The sequence below is a fragment of the Wohlfahrtiimonas chitiniclastica DSM 18708 genome, from assembly GCF_000375345.1.
GTDB classification, from domain to species: Bacteria; Pseudomonadota; Gammaproteobacteria; order Cardiobacteriales; family Wohlfahrtiimonadaceae; genus Wohlfahrtiimonas; species Wohlfahrtiimonas chitiniclastica.
The window spans coordinates 1-16,219 of the sequence record NZ_AQXD01000001.1; the positions used below are offsets into that span (position 1 = coordinate 1).

17 protein-coding genes and 1 rRNA gene are annotated in these 16,219 nt (G+C 44.8%); 10 read left to right on the forward strand and 8 right to left on the reverse strand.

Going from position 1 to position 16,219, the window contains the following annotated elements:
* The first annotated feature begins 14 nt into the window (after window positions 1–14).
* Together rrf and B143_RS0100010 are read left to right on the forward strand one after the other, a co-directional pair.
* A 5S ribosomal RNA gene (rrf, locus tag B143_RS0100005) occupies window positions 15–130 on the forward strand.
* Window positions 131–303: 173 nt separating this feature from the next.
* On the forward strand, window positions 304–1,152 hold the full coding sequence (locus B143_RS0100010; RefSeq protein ID WP_018121670.1) for a DNA ligase: 849 nt from the start codon (window positions 304–306) through the stop codon (window positions 1,150–1,152).
* On the opposite strand, the gene B143_RS0100015 is transcribed toward B143_RS0100010, so the two are convergent.
* Entirely contained in the window at window positions 1,153–1,545 is a 393-nt protein-coding gene (locus tag B143_RS0100015) for a YchJ family protein (RefSeq protein WP_081601007.1), read from the reverse strand. It lies immediately after the preceding gene.
* A 14-nt stretch (window positions 1,546–1,559) separates the two neighbouring features.
* Entirely contained in the window at window positions 1,560–2,393 is an 834-nt protein-coding gene (locus B143_RS0100020; RefSeq protein ID WP_018121672.1) for an alpha/beta hydrolase, read from the reverse strand.
* A gap of 166 nt (window positions 2,394–2,559) precedes the next feature.
* On the opposite strand from B143_RS0100020, the gene B143_RS0100025 reads away from it, so the two are divergent.
* The 6 genes from B143_RS0100025 to pcnB all read left to right on the forward strand — a co-directional run bounded on the left by B143_RS0100025 (window position 2,560) and on the right by pcnB (window position 8,909).
* Window positions 2,560–3,390, forward strand: coding sequence for an MIP/aquaporin family protein (locus tag B143_RS0100025; protein WP_018121673.1), 831 nt, complete (start codon window positions 2,560–2,562; stop codon window positions 3,388–3,390).
* Window positions 3,391–3,407: 17 nt separating this feature from the next.
* On the forward strand, window positions 3,408–4,907 hold the full coding sequence (glpK, locus tag B143_RS0100030) for a glycerol kinase GlpK (protein ID WP_018121674.1): 1,500 nt from the start codon (window positions 3,408–3,410) through the stop codon (window positions 4,905–4,907).
* Window positions 4,908–4,917: 10 nt separating this feature from the next.
* On the forward strand, window positions 4,918–6,588 hold the full coding sequence (locus B143_RS0100035; RefSeq protein WP_018121675.1) for a glycerol-3-phosphate dehydrogenase/oxidase: 1,671 nt from the start codon (window positions 4,918–4,920) through the stop codon (window positions 6,586–6,588).
* 180 nt (window positions 6,589–6,768) lie between these two features.
* Window positions 6,769–7,197 carry a 50S ribosomal protein L13 gene (gene rplM, locus B143_RS0100040; RefSeq protein ID WP_008316395.1) on the forward strand — a complete coding sequence of 143 codons (429 nt, stop codon included), beginning with the start codon at window positions 6,769–6,771 and terminating at the stop codon, window positions 7,195–7,197.
* Between the two features lie 17 nt (window positions 7,198–7,214).
* Complete coding sequence (gene rpsI, locus B143_RS0100045) at window positions 7,215–7,607, forward strand: 30S ribosomal protein S9 (protein ID WP_008316398.1); 393 nt, start codon at window positions 7,215–7,217, stop codon at window positions 7,605–7,607.
* 75 nt (window positions 7,608–7,682) lie between these two features.
* The gene (gene pcnB / locus B143_RS0100050) at window positions 7,683–8,909 is read left to right on the forward strand and encodes a polynucleotide adenylyltransferase PcnB (protein ID WP_008316399.1); all 1,227 of its coding nucleotides are present in this window, start codon (window positions 7,683–7,685) and stop codon (window positions 8,907–8,909) included.
* Here pcnB and speD read toward each other — a convergent pair.
* Genes speD through B143_RS0100075 form a run of 5 tightly spaced genes read right to left on the reverse strand, consistent with a single transcriptional unit; the run spans window position 8,897 to window position 12,376 of the window.
* Window positions 8,897–9,256, reverse strand: coding sequence for an adenosylmethionine decarboxylase (gene speD / locus B143_RS0100055; RefSeq protein ID WP_008316400.1), 360 nt, complete (start codon window positions 9,254–9,256; stop codon window positions 8,897–8,899). The two genes, pcnB and speD, sit on opposite strands and share 13 nt — an antisense overlap.
* Window positions 9,256–9,393 carry a hypothetical protein gene (locus B143_RS09950; protein ID WP_018121677.1) on the reverse strand — a complete coding sequence of 46 codons (138 nt, stop codon included), beginning with the start codon at window positions 9,391–9,393 and terminating at the stop codon, window positions 9,256–9,258. The genes speD and B143_RS09950 overlap by 1 nt, the downstream gene beginning before the upstream one ends.
* 6 nt (window positions 9,394–9,399) lie before the next feature.
* Window positions 9,400–10,941: a DUF4178 domain-containing protein gene (locus tag B143_RS0100065; RefSeq protein WP_018121678.1), complete on the reverse strand. Its 1,542-nt coding sequence runs from the start codon at window positions 10,939–10,941 to the stop codon at window positions 9,400–9,402.
* 6 nt (window positions 10,942–10,947) lie between these two features.
* Window positions 10,948–11,952: an SPFH domain-containing protein gene (locus B143_RS0100070; RefSeq protein ID WP_018121679.1), complete on the reverse strand. Its 1,005-nt coding sequence runs from the start codon at window positions 11,950–11,952 to the stop codon at window positions 10,948–10,950.
* Window positions 11,953–11,977: 25 nt separating this feature from the next.
* Window positions 11,978–12,376 (reverse strand): DUF350 domain-containing protein, encoded by a 399-nt coding sequence (locus B143_RS0100075; protein ID WP_018121680.1) that lies wholly within the window; start codon window positions 12,374–12,376, stop codon window positions 11,978–11,980.
* A gap of 98 nt (window positions 12,377–12,474) precedes the next feature.
* Here B143_RS0100075 and B143_RS0100080 point away from each other — a divergent pair, with 98 nt between their 5' ends.
* Window positions 12,475–13,992: a polyamine aminopropyltransferase gene (locus tag B143_RS0100080; protein ID WP_008316405.1), complete on the forward strand. Its 1,518-nt coding sequence runs from the start codon at window positions 12,475–12,477 to the stop codon at window positions 13,990–13,992.
* Window positions 13,989–15,605, forward strand: a complete 1,617-nt coding sequence (locus B143_RS0100085) for an NAD(P)-binding protein (RefSeq protein WP_026165634.1) — start codon at window positions 13,989–13,991, stop codon at window positions 15,603–15,605. The genes B143_RS0100080 and B143_RS0100085 overlap by 4 nt, the downstream gene beginning before the upstream one ends.
* On the opposite strand, the gene B143_RS0100090 is transcribed toward B143_RS0100085, so the two are convergent.
* Complete coding sequence (locus tag B143_RS0100090) at window positions 15,586–16,200, reverse strand: arylesterase (protein ID WP_018121682.1); 615 nt, start codon at window positions 16,198–16,200, stop codon at window positions 15,586–15,588. The two genes, B143_RS0100085 and B143_RS0100090, sit on opposite strands and share 20 nt — an antisense overlap.
* Window positions 16,201–16,219: the final 19 nt, after the last annotated feature.

Sequence of the window (16,219 nt, forward strand, 5' to 3'; positions counted from 1 at the left end):
CAACCACCAGTTTTCCTGGAGACAATAGCGCTATGGAACCACCTGATCCCATTCCGAACTCAGAAGTGAAACGTAGCTGCGCCGATGATAGTGTGGGGCCTCCCCATGTGAAAGTAGGTCATCTCCAGGGCCTAACATGAATGGCCCTCTTCAAGCGAAGAGGGCTTTTTCATTTGTCTGAAAAAAATAGCATCATTATATGCATTTGTTTGATGATGGTTGAATCTAAGATAAAAATTATTAATTTTTCAGCCTCAAAATTCTCGTTATGATCACATTGGTCAACGTTAGGGAGTTTTATGGATGAATCGATCACTATTTTCACAATTTCTACTCAGTCTATTGATTGTATTCGCTAATGTTATCTTTGCCGTGCAACCCTTGCAGCATGGCCAATATTATCAAGATGATATGGAGATTGATCTGGCAAATTATTATGTCAGTGAAAAACTTGATGGTTTTCGTGGATATTGGGATGGACAAACTCTTAAAAGTAAAACAGGTTATGCCTATCAAGCGCCTGATTGGTTCACTGAAGCATTGGGCACAGAGCCCTTAGATGGCGAATTGTGGATGGGACGTGGCCGTTTTGATGAGTTGGCCAGTGTTTTAAACGGCACCTCAAATCCGGAAGGTTGGCGGAACATTCAATACATGATTTTTGATTTACCAAGCATGAAAGCATCCTTTCATGATCGGGTGATCAAAATGCGTGAATACATTCCTACCCTCAATGCGCCGCATGTTCATATGATCGAACAAGAAAAAGTTGATTCAAAAGATGCGTTAATGCAGCGTTTAAAAGAGGTGGTGGCAAAAGGCGGAGAAGGCTTGATGTTGCATCATCAAGATGCCCTATATGGCGTTGGGCGTGTGAATCACTTATTAAAAGTGAAACCATATGATGAAGGTAAAGGCATTGTAGTTGGCTATAAACCTGGTAAAGGCAAATATACAGGGCTTGTGGGATCGCTACGAGTGAAGCTCAATGATGGCTCAGAAATTTATGTTGGCTCGGGGCTGACAGATGAACTTAGAGCGCATCCACCAGCGATTGGCACAACGATCGCATTTATTTACAACGGTTTGACAAAGCATGGAAAACCAAGATTTGCCCGTTTTAAGCGAGTTCGTAACAGTGCGATGGAGTAGCTATTTTAAGAAAATGCCATCGATGTACACCAAGCGTTCATGTTCATGCACAAAGCGGCTGAGTTCATGAATTTTATCGGCACGCCCGTGATTGACAGGGTCTTTATAACGCGCTACAAACTCCACAAACGCTTCATTCAAAGCATCATCGTGATAACTTTTGGTGACTTTAAGACCCAACCATTGAATCACTTCAGAGCCTTCAAAATCCGTTGGGCAAGTACTAGAATGCCAAGTCAATGTTAAATAATCCCATAAATTGAAGACATAAGCGCTATAGCGGCTGCGCATTAGGGTTTCGGCATCCGTAGGGTAATCGCTGCCATCATGGAAAGGGAGGCAGCATTTGGCATAGGTCAGTTTAGATTGACAGGGGCAAGGTGTTGCGTGCATGGTGTGTCCTAGGGTTATGAAAGGGTTAGCCAATCGATGAGATGTGCATACACCTCTTTGGCGATGGGATTATTGTCATCACGGTCAAAATCATGATATTGATTTTCAACCGGATGAAAGGTGGCATCAAGAATGTGCGCCGCTAAATGTTCTGAGGCACTAAAGGGCACATCTTTATCTGTGGTGCTTGCCGTGATGAAGGTTCTCGGTAAACGTGCTAAATCATCTTTTGATAGGGAATACTGCGCCATTAAATGTGGTCGTTTTAAGATTGACTCAAACCATGTGCCCGTTTGCCGATAATGAATGTATAAAGGATAACGGGATTTAACCGAAGCACTGACCAAAGGTACATTCGATAAATAAGACGAGGGATCACTTTGAGTCGGGAAAGATTGATAATAAGAGCTCGGTGCAGACAGTTCAGGCAGTGTTAAATCACTGAAACCATAAAAGCTGATGATGCCTTTTTGATGCATTGATGGATATTTATGGGACAAAAGCAATGCTAAATAAGCGCCTGCAGATCGCCCAAAGAGATAATAATTTGGGGATGAGAGTTTAAGCACACTGTGATAATGGGTTAAAAACCAATCGAGGGCTTCAGCAAGTGTTGCATGAATCAGAGTTAAATCAGCCTCTGGCGCTAAGGGATAATCGAGCAATAATAAATGGTGGCCCGCGGCATGAATTTGGTCACGATAACTTTGTGGCAGATCATTTTTATCCCCTAAAATCAATCCGCCGCCATGAAGATAGATGAGCGTGCTGCCGCAAGTTAAATCTTTTGCGGGTAAAAATTGCGCGGTCAAGGGGTCATCGCACAGGGTGTCATAAACAAATCTCATGCAAGCGTCCTATACTCAAAGATTGACATTGTAGTAATGCTGCCTTAAGATGACAAATTATTTGCCAGAAGTCAGTCAGTGAATAAAAAAAGCACCGGAATTTTTGCCACTTCATGTTATAAGTATCGTTTATGATGTTGATAAATATATCTTATAAGGAGTGCATATGCCGAGTTATATTGCAGAATTTATTGGAACCGCGATTATGATTCTTTTTGGCGGTGGCGTGGTGGCGAATGTGGTGCTCAATCGTTCAAAAGCGGCGGGTGGTGGTTGGATTGTCATCACGATGGGCTGGGGCTTTGCGGTGATGCTTGCCATTTATGCCGTTGGACAATATAGCGGTGGGCATTTTAACCCTGCGGTGACCCTTGGACTTGCGATTGCCAATAAATTTCCATGGGTGCATGTGATCGGTTATGTCATTGCGCAAATTTTAGGTGCGATGCTGGGCGCATTCCTTGTGTGGTTACATTTTAAACCGCATTTTGCTGTGACGGACAATGCAGCGGCAAAGCGTGACATTTTTTGTACGTCACCTGCAATTGAAAGTTATCGCGATAATGTCATGAGCGAGGTGATCGGCACTGCCATTTTGATGTTTGCGATTTTATTCATTGGCATCAATGAGTTTACCGGTGGCTTATTACCGGTAGTGGTGGGTTTTTTAATCATGGCCATTGGCTTAAGTTTAGGCGGAACAACAGGTTATGCCATCAATCCTGCCCGTGATTTAGGTCCACGTTTAATGCATGCAATTTTACCGATTGCAGGCAAAACAGATTCAAACTGGCGGTATGCCTTTGTCCCCGTGCTCGGTCCTTTGGTGGGCACGGTGATTGGCGCTGCTTTATATGGTGTGTTGTACCGCGAAGGGGCGGACAATACCATGAGCTTTTTAGGCAGCCTTGTGTGGTTGGCATTAGGCGGCATTGCGCTCGTTTATTTATTGCGTTTTGCTCAGCGCAAGCAAGCCGAAAAAACTCAAAAATTTTAGGAACAACAGGAGTTAGTATGCAAAAATTTGTGATGGCAATTGATCAAGGCACCACCAGTACGCGTGCCATTGTCTTTGATAAATCGGGAAACATTAAGGGTGTGGCACAAAAAGAGTTCCACCAAATTTTCCCTCAGCCAGGTTGGGTTGAGCATGATCCGACAGAAATTTGGGCCTCTGTGTTGTCCGTTGTCACAGAAGTGATGGCAGAAAATAGCATCACGCCAGAACAGATCGCCACCATCGGAATCACCAATCAGCGTGAAACCACCGTAGTGTGGGATAAAACAACCGGCTTACCCATTTATAATGCATTGGTTTGGCAATCACGCCAAACGGATAAAATCTGCCAATCTTTAAAAGCAGCTGGCCATGAACCATTGTTTAAAGAGAAAACAGGCTTATTGTTAGATCCATATTTCTCTGGCACAAAAGTTTCTTGGATTTTAGATCGCGTGGAAGGGGCAAGACGCCGCGCTGAAAAAGGCGAATTGTTGTTTGGCACCATCGATACTTGGCTCATTTGGAAATTAACGGGTGGACAATCCCATGTGACGGATTATTCCAACGCCAGTCGTACTCTTATGTACAACATTTATGATTTACAGTGGGACGATGAGTTATTAGAAATCTTGAACATTCCGCGCAATATGTTGCCAAAGGTGTGTTCATCCTCTGAAGTGTATGGCACAACAGCGCCGCAACACTTCTTTGGGCATCAAGTGACGATCTCAGGCGCGGCTGGGGATCAGCAAGCGGCACTCTTTGGCCAAGCCTGTTTTTCTGAAGGCATGGCAAAAAGCACATATGGCACTGGCTGCTTTATGTTGATGAATACGGGTGAAAACCAAGTGAAATCCGATAGCGGATTATTGACCACCTTAGCATGGGGCATTGATGGCAAAGTGCAATACGCATTGGAAGGCTCTATTTTTGTGGCGGGTTCTGCCATTCAATGGCTGCGTGATGGTTTACGCATGTTTCAACATGCCCATTTGTCCGAAGATTACGCAAGCCGCATTGCTTCTGCTGAAGGCGTCTATGTGGTGCCAGCATTTGTGGGACTTGGCACGCCATATTGGGATTCAGAAGCGCGCGGTGCTGTGTTTGGCTTAACGCGTGGCACGCAAAAAGAGCATTTCATTCGTGCAACGCTAGAGGCGATTGCGTATCAAGCGTGTGATGTTTTACATGCGATGGAAAAAGATTCAGGCTTATCCTTGGCAAAATTGCGTGTAGATGGCGGGGCATCGATGAACAATTTCCTCATGCAATTTCAAAGTGACATTTTAGGTGTGGAAGTGGATCGCCCACAGATCAGCGAAACCACCGCATTAGGTGCTGCTTATTTAGCAGGATTAGCGGTGGGCTATTGGGAATCACAGGCAGAAATTGAGCAAAATTGGTCCCTTGATCAAAAATACACCCCAACAATGTCCGACAACGACCGCAAGAAGTTGTATCATGGTTGGCAGTGCGCAATTCATGCAACACAAGCATTTAAACCAGATTTATAAGGAGCAATTCATGTCATTTTCAGGTAAAAATCGCCCAGAGACCATTCAAAAACTGCGCAGCGATTCATTTGACGTTTTAGTCATCGGCGGCGGAATCACCGGTGCGGGAATTGCTTTAGATGCCACAAAGCGCGGCATGAAAGTTGCGTTGGTGGAGATGCAAGATTTTGCAGCCGGCACAAGCAGTCGTTCCACTAAGTTGATTCATGGTGGTTTGCGCTATTTAAAACAGTTACAAATTGGCGTTGTGATGCATTCAGGGCGTGAACGCGCGGTGGTGTATGAAAATGGACCCCATGTGACAACGCCAGAATGGATGCTCTTGCCCATGCATAAAGGTGGCACATTTGGACCTTTATCCACCTCCATTGGTTTACGCGTGTATGACTTATTAGCCGGCGTGAAAAAAGATGAGCAAAAGTCCATGTTAAACCGCGCGCAAACCATTCAAAAAGCACCACTTGTGAAGCAAGATGGCTTAGTGGGCGCAGGTTATTATGTGGAATATCGAACAGATGATGCACGATTAACCATCGAAGTGATGAAAAAAGCGGTGGAATTGGGCGCAACGGTCCTCAATTATGCCAAAGGTGTGGAATTTACCTACAATCAGAAAGATCAAGTCAATGGCATGATGATCGAAGATGTGATGAGCGGTGAAACATTCCCGATTCGCTCGAAAAAAGTGATCAATGCCACAGGGCCTTGGGTGGATGAAAACCGCAAAAAGGATAAATCAAAGCCAAATAACAAGCATTTACGCTTAACTAAAGGAATTCACTTGGTGGTGGATCAAGCCCATTTTCCATTAAAACAAGCGGTGTATTTTGATACAGAAAAAGATAAACGCATGATTTTTGCAGTGCCAAGAAATGGCAAAACCTACATTGGCACCACAGATACGGTTTATGAGGCGGATAAAGTGCATCCTGTGGCCACGGCAGAGGATCGTGATTACATCATTAAAGCTGTCAATTATATGTTCCCGACGGTGCAACTGACGAAGGATAAAGTGGAATCGTCTTGGGCGGGCATTCGTCCGTTGATTTGGGAAGAGGGGAAAAATCCTTCTGAAATTTCCCGTAAAGATGAGATTTGGGAATCTGAGACAGGTTTACTCACCATTGCTGGGGGTAAATTAACGGGTTATCGCCACATGGCAGAAGAGATTGTGGATAAAGTGGCTGAGTTATTGCAAAAAGATTATGGTTTGAACTTCAAGCCATGCATGACAAAAAATCAGCCAATCTCTGGCGGTGATGTGGGCGGCTCAAGCCATTTTCAGGCCTTCATTCAATCTCAAGCGAAAAAGGCAGAAGAAGCCGGTTTAACGCAATCAGAAGGTGCATTTTTAGCTCAGTTTTATGGCACAAACTCTGATGTCATGATCGATGAGTTTAAAGCGCATCCTGTGGAAGATACAGAAGCTTTGAGCCGCTTGACACAATTGCGTTTATGGTATGCATTGAACCATGAAGGCGTGATGACGCCGTGCGATTTCATCATTCGTCGCACCGGACATCTCTTCTTTAACATCAATGAAGCGATTAAAGAGCAAGAAGGGGTCATTGCGTACATGAAAGATTTCTTTGCCTGGGATGCCCAAACAGAGGCGCGCATGCGTGATGAACTTGCCATTGCCATGAACAATGCCACAGAGTTTCCCGCGCAAAAGGTGTAATAGGGCTTGAAAAATCCCTCAATTACAGTAAAATGTTGCGATCGTTTACCAGCGACCCCTAACGGTGGTTGTCTTTCAGAAAGGCTTTGGGGTGAACGGGATGAGAACTTCGGTTCTTTCATCCTAAAGATATTAGAAGATAACTTTTAGTTAGAGATTAATTTTTATTTGGAGTTTTCAATGAAAACATTTAGTGCAAAACCTGCTGACGTTGTTCGTGAATGGTATGTGATCGATGCAGAAGGTAAAACACTTGGTCGTTTAGCAGCTGAAATTGCTAAGCGTTTACGTGGCAAACATAAAGCAGAATATACACCTCACGTTGATACAGGTGATTATATTGTTGTTGTGAATGCTGAAAAAGTACGTGTGACTGGTAATAAAATGAAACAAAAAATTTATTACAAGCACACAGGTTATGTCGGACATTTAAAACAAACTTCTTTGGAAAAAATGTTAGAAAATAACCCTGAGCGCGTTTTAGAATTCGCTGTTAAAGGGATGTTGCCGAAAAACGTTTTAGGTAGAGATATGTTCCGTAAACTCAAGATCTTTGTTGGTCCTGAACATACTCATGCTGCACAGCAACCTAAAGTTTTAGACATTTAATTTAAGGAAGATAAATCATGGCAGTGAACCAAAATTATGGTACAGGTCGTAGAAAGACCTCAGCAGCTCGCGTTTTCTTACGTAAAGGCACAGGCAATATCGTTGTCAATGGCAAGCCATTAGACGAATATTTCGGCCGTAAAACAGCTTGCATGGTTGTACGTCAGCCGCTTGAATTGTTAGATGCAACTGAACAGTTTGACGTTTACGTTACTGTTGTCGGTGGCGGTCAAACAGGTCAATCTGGCGCAATCCGTCACGGTTTAACTCGTGCATTGATTGAGTATGATGAAGTGAACCGTTCTGCATTGCGTAAAGCAGGTTATGTAACTCGTGATGCGCGTGAAGTTGAACGTAAAAAAGTTGGCTTACGCAAAGCACGTCGCGCAACTCAGTTCTCAAAACGTTAATCGTTTTATTACCAAAGTTGTACAATTTACAAGCCTTTCTATTGCAGAAAGGCTTTCTTATTATTAGTCTTCAGTGTGAATAAAAAAATATATACAGCGCAAGAACATGGATTGACAAGACGCTTCATTTCAAAGCAAGCCCTTTCGGTCGTCCAAACTTTAGTGGATGCAGGTTATGAAGCCTACATCGTCGGCGGTGCTGTGCGCGATATTTTATTGAAAAAATCTCCCAAAGATTTTGATATTGCCACCAATGCACACCCAGAACAAATCAAAAGATTATTTAGAAATTGTCGCCTTGTGGGCAGACGATTTCGTTTAGCGCACATTTTATTTGGGCGCGACATCATTGAAGTGGCCACTTTTCGTGCCAATTCAGACGATGACGAAGAACACAAAGATCGCAAAGTGGGCGATGATGGCTTTTTGATTCGTGACAATGTCTATGGCACCATCGAAGATGATGCAGTGCGTCGCGACTTTACCATCAATGCACTCTATTATGATCCCATTCGTAATGAGGTGATTGATTTTACCAATGGTTATGAAGATTTATTGCAGGGTCAATTAAATTTAATTGGCGATCCTGCTAAGCGTTTTCGTGAAGATCCGGTGCGCATGTTGCGTGCAGTGCGCTTTGAGGTCAAGCTCGGTTTTACCATGCCAGAGACCCTCATCAATGCCATCAATGACATGGGTTATTTATTGCAAACGGTCTCTGCGGCACGTATGTTTGATGAAGTGGTCAAACTCATGCTCAACGGTTATGGGCATCAAGTCTATTTACGTTTGCGTCATTATCATTTATTCAGCCAGATTTTCCCGCAAACGGAGCGCGCATTGATCGAGCTTGGCAACCCTGAGGATCATCTATTGATCGCGGCGTTACACAACTCTGACAATCGCATCAATGATGGCTTTGGTGCATCCACATATTTCCTCTATTCTGCATTATTGTGGGAACCGTTTTTAGATGAATATCATGTGTTGCTCGCCGATGACATTGCGCCGAATGAAGCGAGTACGATTGCTGCCGATAAGATCATTCGTAAACAGCAGGAATTCACCATGATTCCTAAGCGCATCAGTGCACAGATGACGGATTTATGGAAGTTCCAATTCCGCTTAACTCATGTTAAAGCTCGTAAAAATCGTGGCGGCGTGAATAAAATTTTGCATCATCCTCGTTTTAAAGCCGCTTTTGATTTTCTATTGCTGCGTAAAGATGCATTTGAATCCTCGGACATTGTGGATCATGCCGACTTTTGGCAAAAAGCATGGGACAGTCATCAACCAGAATGACCACGTTGTAAAATATGCAATTGATGATGCGTTGGGGCAAAGGCATGAAGCAATGCCTCAATGGCATCATTGAGTTGAATGCGCCCACACATAAAAACATCAATGGCGCAATAGCCCGCTTCTGGCCATGTGTGAATGCTCATGTGAGATTCTGCGAGTAGCAAAACACCCGTAACGCCCATGCCTTCACCAAATGTGTGCATGTGGCACTGCAAAACAGTGGCATTGAGGATTTGCGCCGCATTGAGAAGGGCAGCCTCAATCATCACAGCATCCATTAAATCATCAGCGATGACACCATATAAATCTAAAATGGCATGCTGCCCATGGGGAGAATGTGTGCTCATTATTTGTGCCAGCTGCCGGTGGAGTAGGTGCTAAATCCGCCGGAGGAGTAGCTGCGGCTGCTGCTGACGGTGCCATAGTTAATCAAAGTGGCCACAATGATGATGATCACGCCATACCAAAAATATAAAGTTTTCATAATGAATTAATCCTCATCTCGGTCAATGGCATTGAGTAAAATCATCACAATGAAGATCGAGATGAAAAATTGAAAAGGGCTGCTGAAAAATATGGGGATGTTGAGCACCCCAAAGATGGCCAATAACGTATTGCGAATATTCTCTCGATTGCTGTGAGTGCCAGTATTTTTCGGTAATTTTAGCTTTTGTACGCCGCCGGAGGCTTTAAACCAGCTCTCTAATGTGGCATTCGATAGTTTGCGTGCGCTGCTAAAACTCATTTCATCGGGCGTCATCTCCAGCGAAAGTTTATTGTGCTCTGTGCCATAATCGGCATAAAAAGTGGTGTCTTGTGGGCTCACTTGATAATAAAACGCGCCCACCGCATATTGTACCGCGCCGCCATAAGTGTAGAGTTTATCCAGCGTGCGACCCGATGGTGTTAAAGGTTGCAAGCGTGTATTGAGTTTTGGCCATGTGTTTTCTGTTTTGGCCATTGCCCAATCATCATCCGAGCTTTGCACCAACCACATGAATTGATCCGGGAAAGAAAAGAGCAGGTATTCATGCCATTCATCATGGGTGAAGGGGATGAACTCCTTTTTCATTTTATTTTGCACATAGAGCTCTGTGGCATCGCCATCAAGTTCTGTTTGGCTCATCATGCCGATCACAGTCCATGTTTGCCCATTGATGTTCGCTGTTTGCCCAATTTGTAGCGCCATGCGTTTGGCTTGTAGATTGCGGATGTTGTGGGCTTTGATGATTTTGGCGATGTTGTCATCAATCGTCAGCTCAGAGCCACAATAACGACAGTTGATGTGTTCAGCCACGCCATTGAGCCATTGCACAGTGCCACCACAATTTGGGCATTTGCTCTCTTCGGTGGAGCCTTTGATTTTGCCGCTGCTCTCTTGCATCTCTCGCTCAGTGCGAAGATTTTGCCAATTGAGTTTGGTGAAATCCACCGCATGCCCCATAAAAAGCTCAATGTGATCGGTTTTATAATCAAGGGTTAAAAATTGATGTGTGGTGCGGGCATCCACCACGCTAATCACTTCATTTTGTTTAGGAATGAAGGGCAGTTCGCCTTGCACAGCACTTTTGAGGATGTGAGCGGTGCGAATGTCACAGGCATAAAAAATGTCAGAAGCTTGCGTGATGCGGATCACGGAGCCCACAGAAACATCCTCAAAATCTGGCAAACGATGATTGCTCGGAATCTCGACAGATTCTAAGTAAACATAATGGCCATTGCTGTCCGAGAGCCAGCCGGTTCTGCCATCGCTTAATTGAATGTACCATTCATTCCATGTGCCGCCTTGATATTGCACTTGTAAGCGGCCAATGACGGTAAAGGATTGATTTTTGATGGTGCCGCGCGCGCCAATCTGAATGGCGCTGAAGTCTTCTAAAATCGCTGAATGCACGCCCGATAACGTTAAGCCTTGATCCCCTAGGATCAAGTTCGATTGGCAATAAGGGCAGGCTGCCATCACTGCGGTTTTTGAGTGAATGGAAACTTGCCCGCCACAACTTGGGCATGCAGCAGAGAAGACAATGGCCATGAATGATTATCCGATCAGTTGTTTTAACACTTCCGCTTTGGCTTTTTCATAATCTTCAGCGGTGATTAAGCCTTGCTGCAACAATTCATTGAGCTGGCTGAGCTTAGCGGTGTGAGGATTGCTAGGTGCGGCGTTTGTTTGTGGTGCACTTTTCGGAGTGCTCATGGCTTCTGCCATCATTTGCCCCATGGAAAGCCCTGCGCCCATGCTCATGCCAACGCCAGCGGCGCCGCCTTCATTTTGCGCGGCCAATGGAATGCTTGAAGCCATTTGATATTGCGTATATTTAGAAAGATCGCCAATGATGCCCATGGAAATGCGTTCATCCAATGTTTTTTGTAGGGCAGGTGGCAATGTGATGCTTTCAATCAAAAAGCCTTCCAATTGTAGACCAAGGGCGGCAAAGTTTGCTTGTAGTGACTCTTCAATGAGTTGTGAGAGGGCAGAGAGATTCGCCGCCATGTCAATGAAGGGGATATTTTTATTGCCAAGGATCGAAGAGAGCGTAGTGACACACACATTGCGCAATTGATCATCGAGTTTATGGGCATAAAAAGCATCGGTGATGCCTGCAATCTCTGTGAAGAATTTTTTCACATCCACAATGCGATAACTATAAGTGCCAAAGCTTCGGATGGAGACTAAACCAAATTCATTGTCACGAATGGTGATCGGTTGCGCTGTACCCCAACCGCGCGCCATTTGTTGCTTGGTGTTGAAAAAGTAAACATCTGACTTAAAGGGCGACTCAAAAAAGCGACTCCAATTTTGTAGATTCGTCAAAATTGGCAAGTTATTGGTGGTGAGCTGATAAGAGCCCGCCGGAAATGCATCGGCCAATCTGCCTTCATTGACAAAGAGCGCCACTTGCGACTCACGCACAATGAGGGAAGCGCCATTTTGAATCTCTTGATCATCCACTGGAAATTGCCACATCAACAGGGCAGGATCCGGTTCTGGCCACTGAATGACATCGATGAATTGCTTTCTAATAAAACGTCCTAAGCCCATGTAAACTCCTTAAATGATCGGTGAATTAACTCAATGCCGCCGCATTGATTAAGCCAATTGAGATGGAAAATGCGCCAAATAAAATCCCCACAGCGATGTTATTGTTCGCCAATTTGATGCTGGCATTTTTCACGATGCGCGTGGCCACAAAATAGACCAATAACTGAATGATGGTGGCGAGCAATGACCAAATCAAAAAGCCCACTAAGGTTAAAGTGGTGCTCATGCTTGAGGTGATGGTTAAACAAAAGCCAATGAGCGCACCGCCAAAGGAGATGGCACACGCAATGTTACCCTCTTTGATGAGCTTGATCTCTTTTAAGGGCGTAAGTTTGAGATAAATGAAGCCAAAAACGACGGTCATGACGATGGCAACGCCAATGTATTGTAAATATAAAACGTATTGAGTAACCAGTTCATTCATAAAAGAACCCTTCATCAGATTTGGTATAGTAATGGCAGAATGTTACACCATTTCATGCTAAGATCACAGGCTCTTTCACGATCATCTTAAAAATCATAATGTTTAATCGTACCCTGATCATTTCTGTTTTTGTGGTGGCCAGTTGTGGGCTTGCCTATGAACTCATCATTGCCGCGCTCGCCAGTTATTTACTGGGCGATTCTATTTTGCAGTTTTCCACCATCATTGGCGGCTATCTCTTTGCGATGGGCATTGGCGCCCATTTAACCCGTTACATTAAGGATGAAGATGCGTTGCATCGCTTCATTGAGATTGAATTATTGGTGGGGCTCATTGGCGGTGTGTGTGCATTGCTGCTCTTTATTTTGTTTGGCTTATCCTCATCGCCCTTTAGAGTGATTGTCTATTCGTTTGTGTTGGTCATTGGCATCATTGTCGGGATGGAAATTCCTTTGGTGATGCGTGTGATGAATCAATACAAAACGGATTTTAAGGAGCTTGTCAGTAAAGTTTTAACCTTTGATTATCTCGGAGCGCTTGCGGTTTCGCTTCTGTTTCCTTTAGTGCTAGCGCCAAAGCTTGGCATGGCCAGAAGTGCTTTGCTCTTTGGCATTTTAAATGTGCTTGTGGCCATTTTAACCAGCCGTGTGTTTAGGGCAGAATTGCCCAATTATAAAAGCCTCAAATGGCGTGGTCATGGTGTTTTGCTGATTTTATTGACGGCATTTTTCTTTGCCAATGATTGGACAGAAAAGGCGGAGCAACACTATTTTGGTGACCCGATTGTTTATCAGTACAACTCACCTTATCAGCGTCTTGTGCTTACAAAATATAAAGATGATGTGCGCCTTTTCATCAATGGTAACTTGCAGTTTTCTTCACTCGATGAAGCTCGCTATCATGAAGCGCTTGTATTGCCAGTGATGGAAAATGTGCCAGAGGCTAAAAACATTCTCATTTTAGGTGGCGGCGATGGGTTGGCTACGCGCGATGTTTTAAAATACCCAAAGGTTGAGCGCATTACGTTGGTGGATTTAGACCCAAAGATGACGGAGCTCTTTCGAACGTCTGCGGAATTAACGCGCTTAAATGACAACGCACTCAATCATCCAAATGTGACCATCATCAATCAAGATGCGGCAAAGTGGCTCGAGCAATCCACAGAATTATTTGATGTGATCATCATTGATCTCCCAGATCCCTCTAATTTTTCCTTAGGCAAACTTTATTCTGTGCCCATGTATCGTTTAGTGGCGCAGCATTTGTCCCCAAAAGGCATGATGGTGGTGCAGTCCACCTCGCCATATTTTGCACCGAATGCTTATGGCAGCATCAATGCCACGTTGAAAGCAGCGAATTTATACACATTGCCATATCATGCCTATGTGCCATCGTTTGGGGAATGGGGTTATATTTTAGCGAGCCGTGAGGATGCGTTTCATGTGCCCACGTCCTTTCAAATCCCTACGCGCTATTTAGATGAGATCACCACCGCGCAAATGTTCAATTTCCCAAAGGATATGCCGCTGCGCACGAATGTTGAGCCGAATCACCTCAATACACAAATCCTCGTGAAATATTTTGAGGAAGATTGGCGCAAGGCGATCAGTCAATGAAGTGGAGTCGCCGAGAATTTATGGTCAATGGCGTTGGTTTAGCCTCTGCCATTGGCATTGGGGGTTACACTTATTTTAACGTGATGCCAAAATCGCCCACCGTCCATGTGCAATATGCTGGCCTAGCAGCAGGGCACGCTGTGCGTGATGCGATGGATGGCGCTGCCATTGAATTGCCCATGATGTTAGACACATTGATTGTGGGCAGTGGTGTTGCGGCGATTTCTGCAGCATGGCAATTAAAAAAAGGGCAGCGCAATTTCGTGATCCTCAATGGCCCAGAAACCAGTGGCAACAGCGCAAGCGGGCAATATGAAGGGATGACATTTCCCACCGGCGCCCATTATTTAGCGGAGCCAAGTGCAGAATCTATCCATGTTAAAGCCTTATTGAAGGATTTAGGCTTACTCAAAGATGGGCAATATGATGAAATGGCAACGGTGCATGCACCGGCTGAGCGCTTATGGCGGGATCACAAATGGCAGCCTGAATTATTGCCAACGTTAGATGAAGAGGGTCGCCGATTTTTTGAGCACATTCAAGTCCTGAAAAATAGTTATGGCAATGACGGCAAGCGTGCTTTTGTGATTCCTGTGGCGCTTGCTTCAAACGATGAAGCTTTTACGATGCTCGATCAAATCACGTTTGCCACGTGGCTTGAGATGCAAAATTACCGTTCAGAGAGTTTATTGTGGTATCTCAATTATTGCTGTTTAGATGATTATGGGCAGGGCATTGAGGATGTCTCTGCATGGGCAGGTTTGCAATATTTTGCAGCGCGCACGCACAGCGATGATCACAATCAATTGCTCACTTGGGATGGTGGATTGGGCACATTGGTGGATAAAATGCGGGCATGGATTGACATTGCGACGGTGCCTCAATTGCCTACGGATCTGCCCGATGAATATCGCTATGCCATGGCAGGGAGCGCGGTTGCGATCGAAGAGCAGGAGGATTATGTCACGGTGGATTATGTGCAGGATGGGCAGCGTTATCGCATCAAAGCGCGAAATGTGATTTGTGCTGCGCCTTTATATATGGCCTCCCGCATTGTTAAAAATATGGCAGCATATGGCTTTGATGTTGCAAAACATTTGCCCATTTATGCGCCGTGGATCATTGGCAATTTTGTGTTAAAGGGCTTTCCTAAAGAGCATACCTCTGAGCGCTTAGCGTGGGACAATGTGGTTTATCAAGGCCCAACGCTCGGTTATGTGAACAGCACGCATCAGCACATTTATGTGGCGATGCCAGAAAAAACGGTGTTCACAAGTTATCGCGTTTTATCGGAAGCAACGCCAGATGTGATGCGTAAATGGCTCATCAATGCGTCTGAAGATGAGTTGATTGCATTGGCAGCAGAGGATTTATCAGAATTGTATGGCAAAGAGTTCAGCCATCGCATTGAACACATTGATCTCACCGTGCGCGGGCATGCCATGGCAAGCCCGCGACCGGGATTTTTGCACAATCAAGGCTTATTAAATTTACGAGCCCATGATTCGCGTTTACTCTTTGCCCACAGTGATTTATCGGGTTACTCCATTTTTGAAGAAGCCTGTTGGTGGGGCGTTGTGGCGGCACAAAAAATTATGGCACATCCTTTTTAAGGAGCGGTAGAAGCACCTCGTACATGGCTTTCATCAATAACGGTTGCGCTTTGGCATTCGGATGGATGCCATCATTTTGCATCAGCTCAGGATTACCGCCAGTCTCTGCCACAATCGAAGGGAGCAGGGCAATATTTTCCGCCGCGGCAATGTCAGGATAAATGGCTAAAAAGCGCTTGAGATACGCTTGCCCATAATTGGGCGGCAATTGAATGCCCACAAGCACCACATCGCTGCCAGCATCTTTGGCCATGCGCACCATTTGTGTGAGATTCTCGGCAATTTGCTTAGGCGGTGTTGCCCGTAAACCATCATTGCCGCCAAGTTCAATCACGGTGATGTCTGGTTGATGAGTGCTCAGTAAATGAGGTAAACGCGAGAGGCCATTACTGGTGGTATCCCCTGAAATCGAGGCATTGATCACGGTATAATCGTAACCTTCTTCGGTCAAACGATTGTGTAATTGCGCCACATAACCTTCTTCTGGCTGGATACCAAACGCGGCGCTGATGCTGTCGCCAACAATCAATAGGGTACGTGCCTGAACAGGGATGAACAATAAAAGAATGAAACAGAGTCTTAGGATAGATTGCATGATAATCTCCGTCTAAATG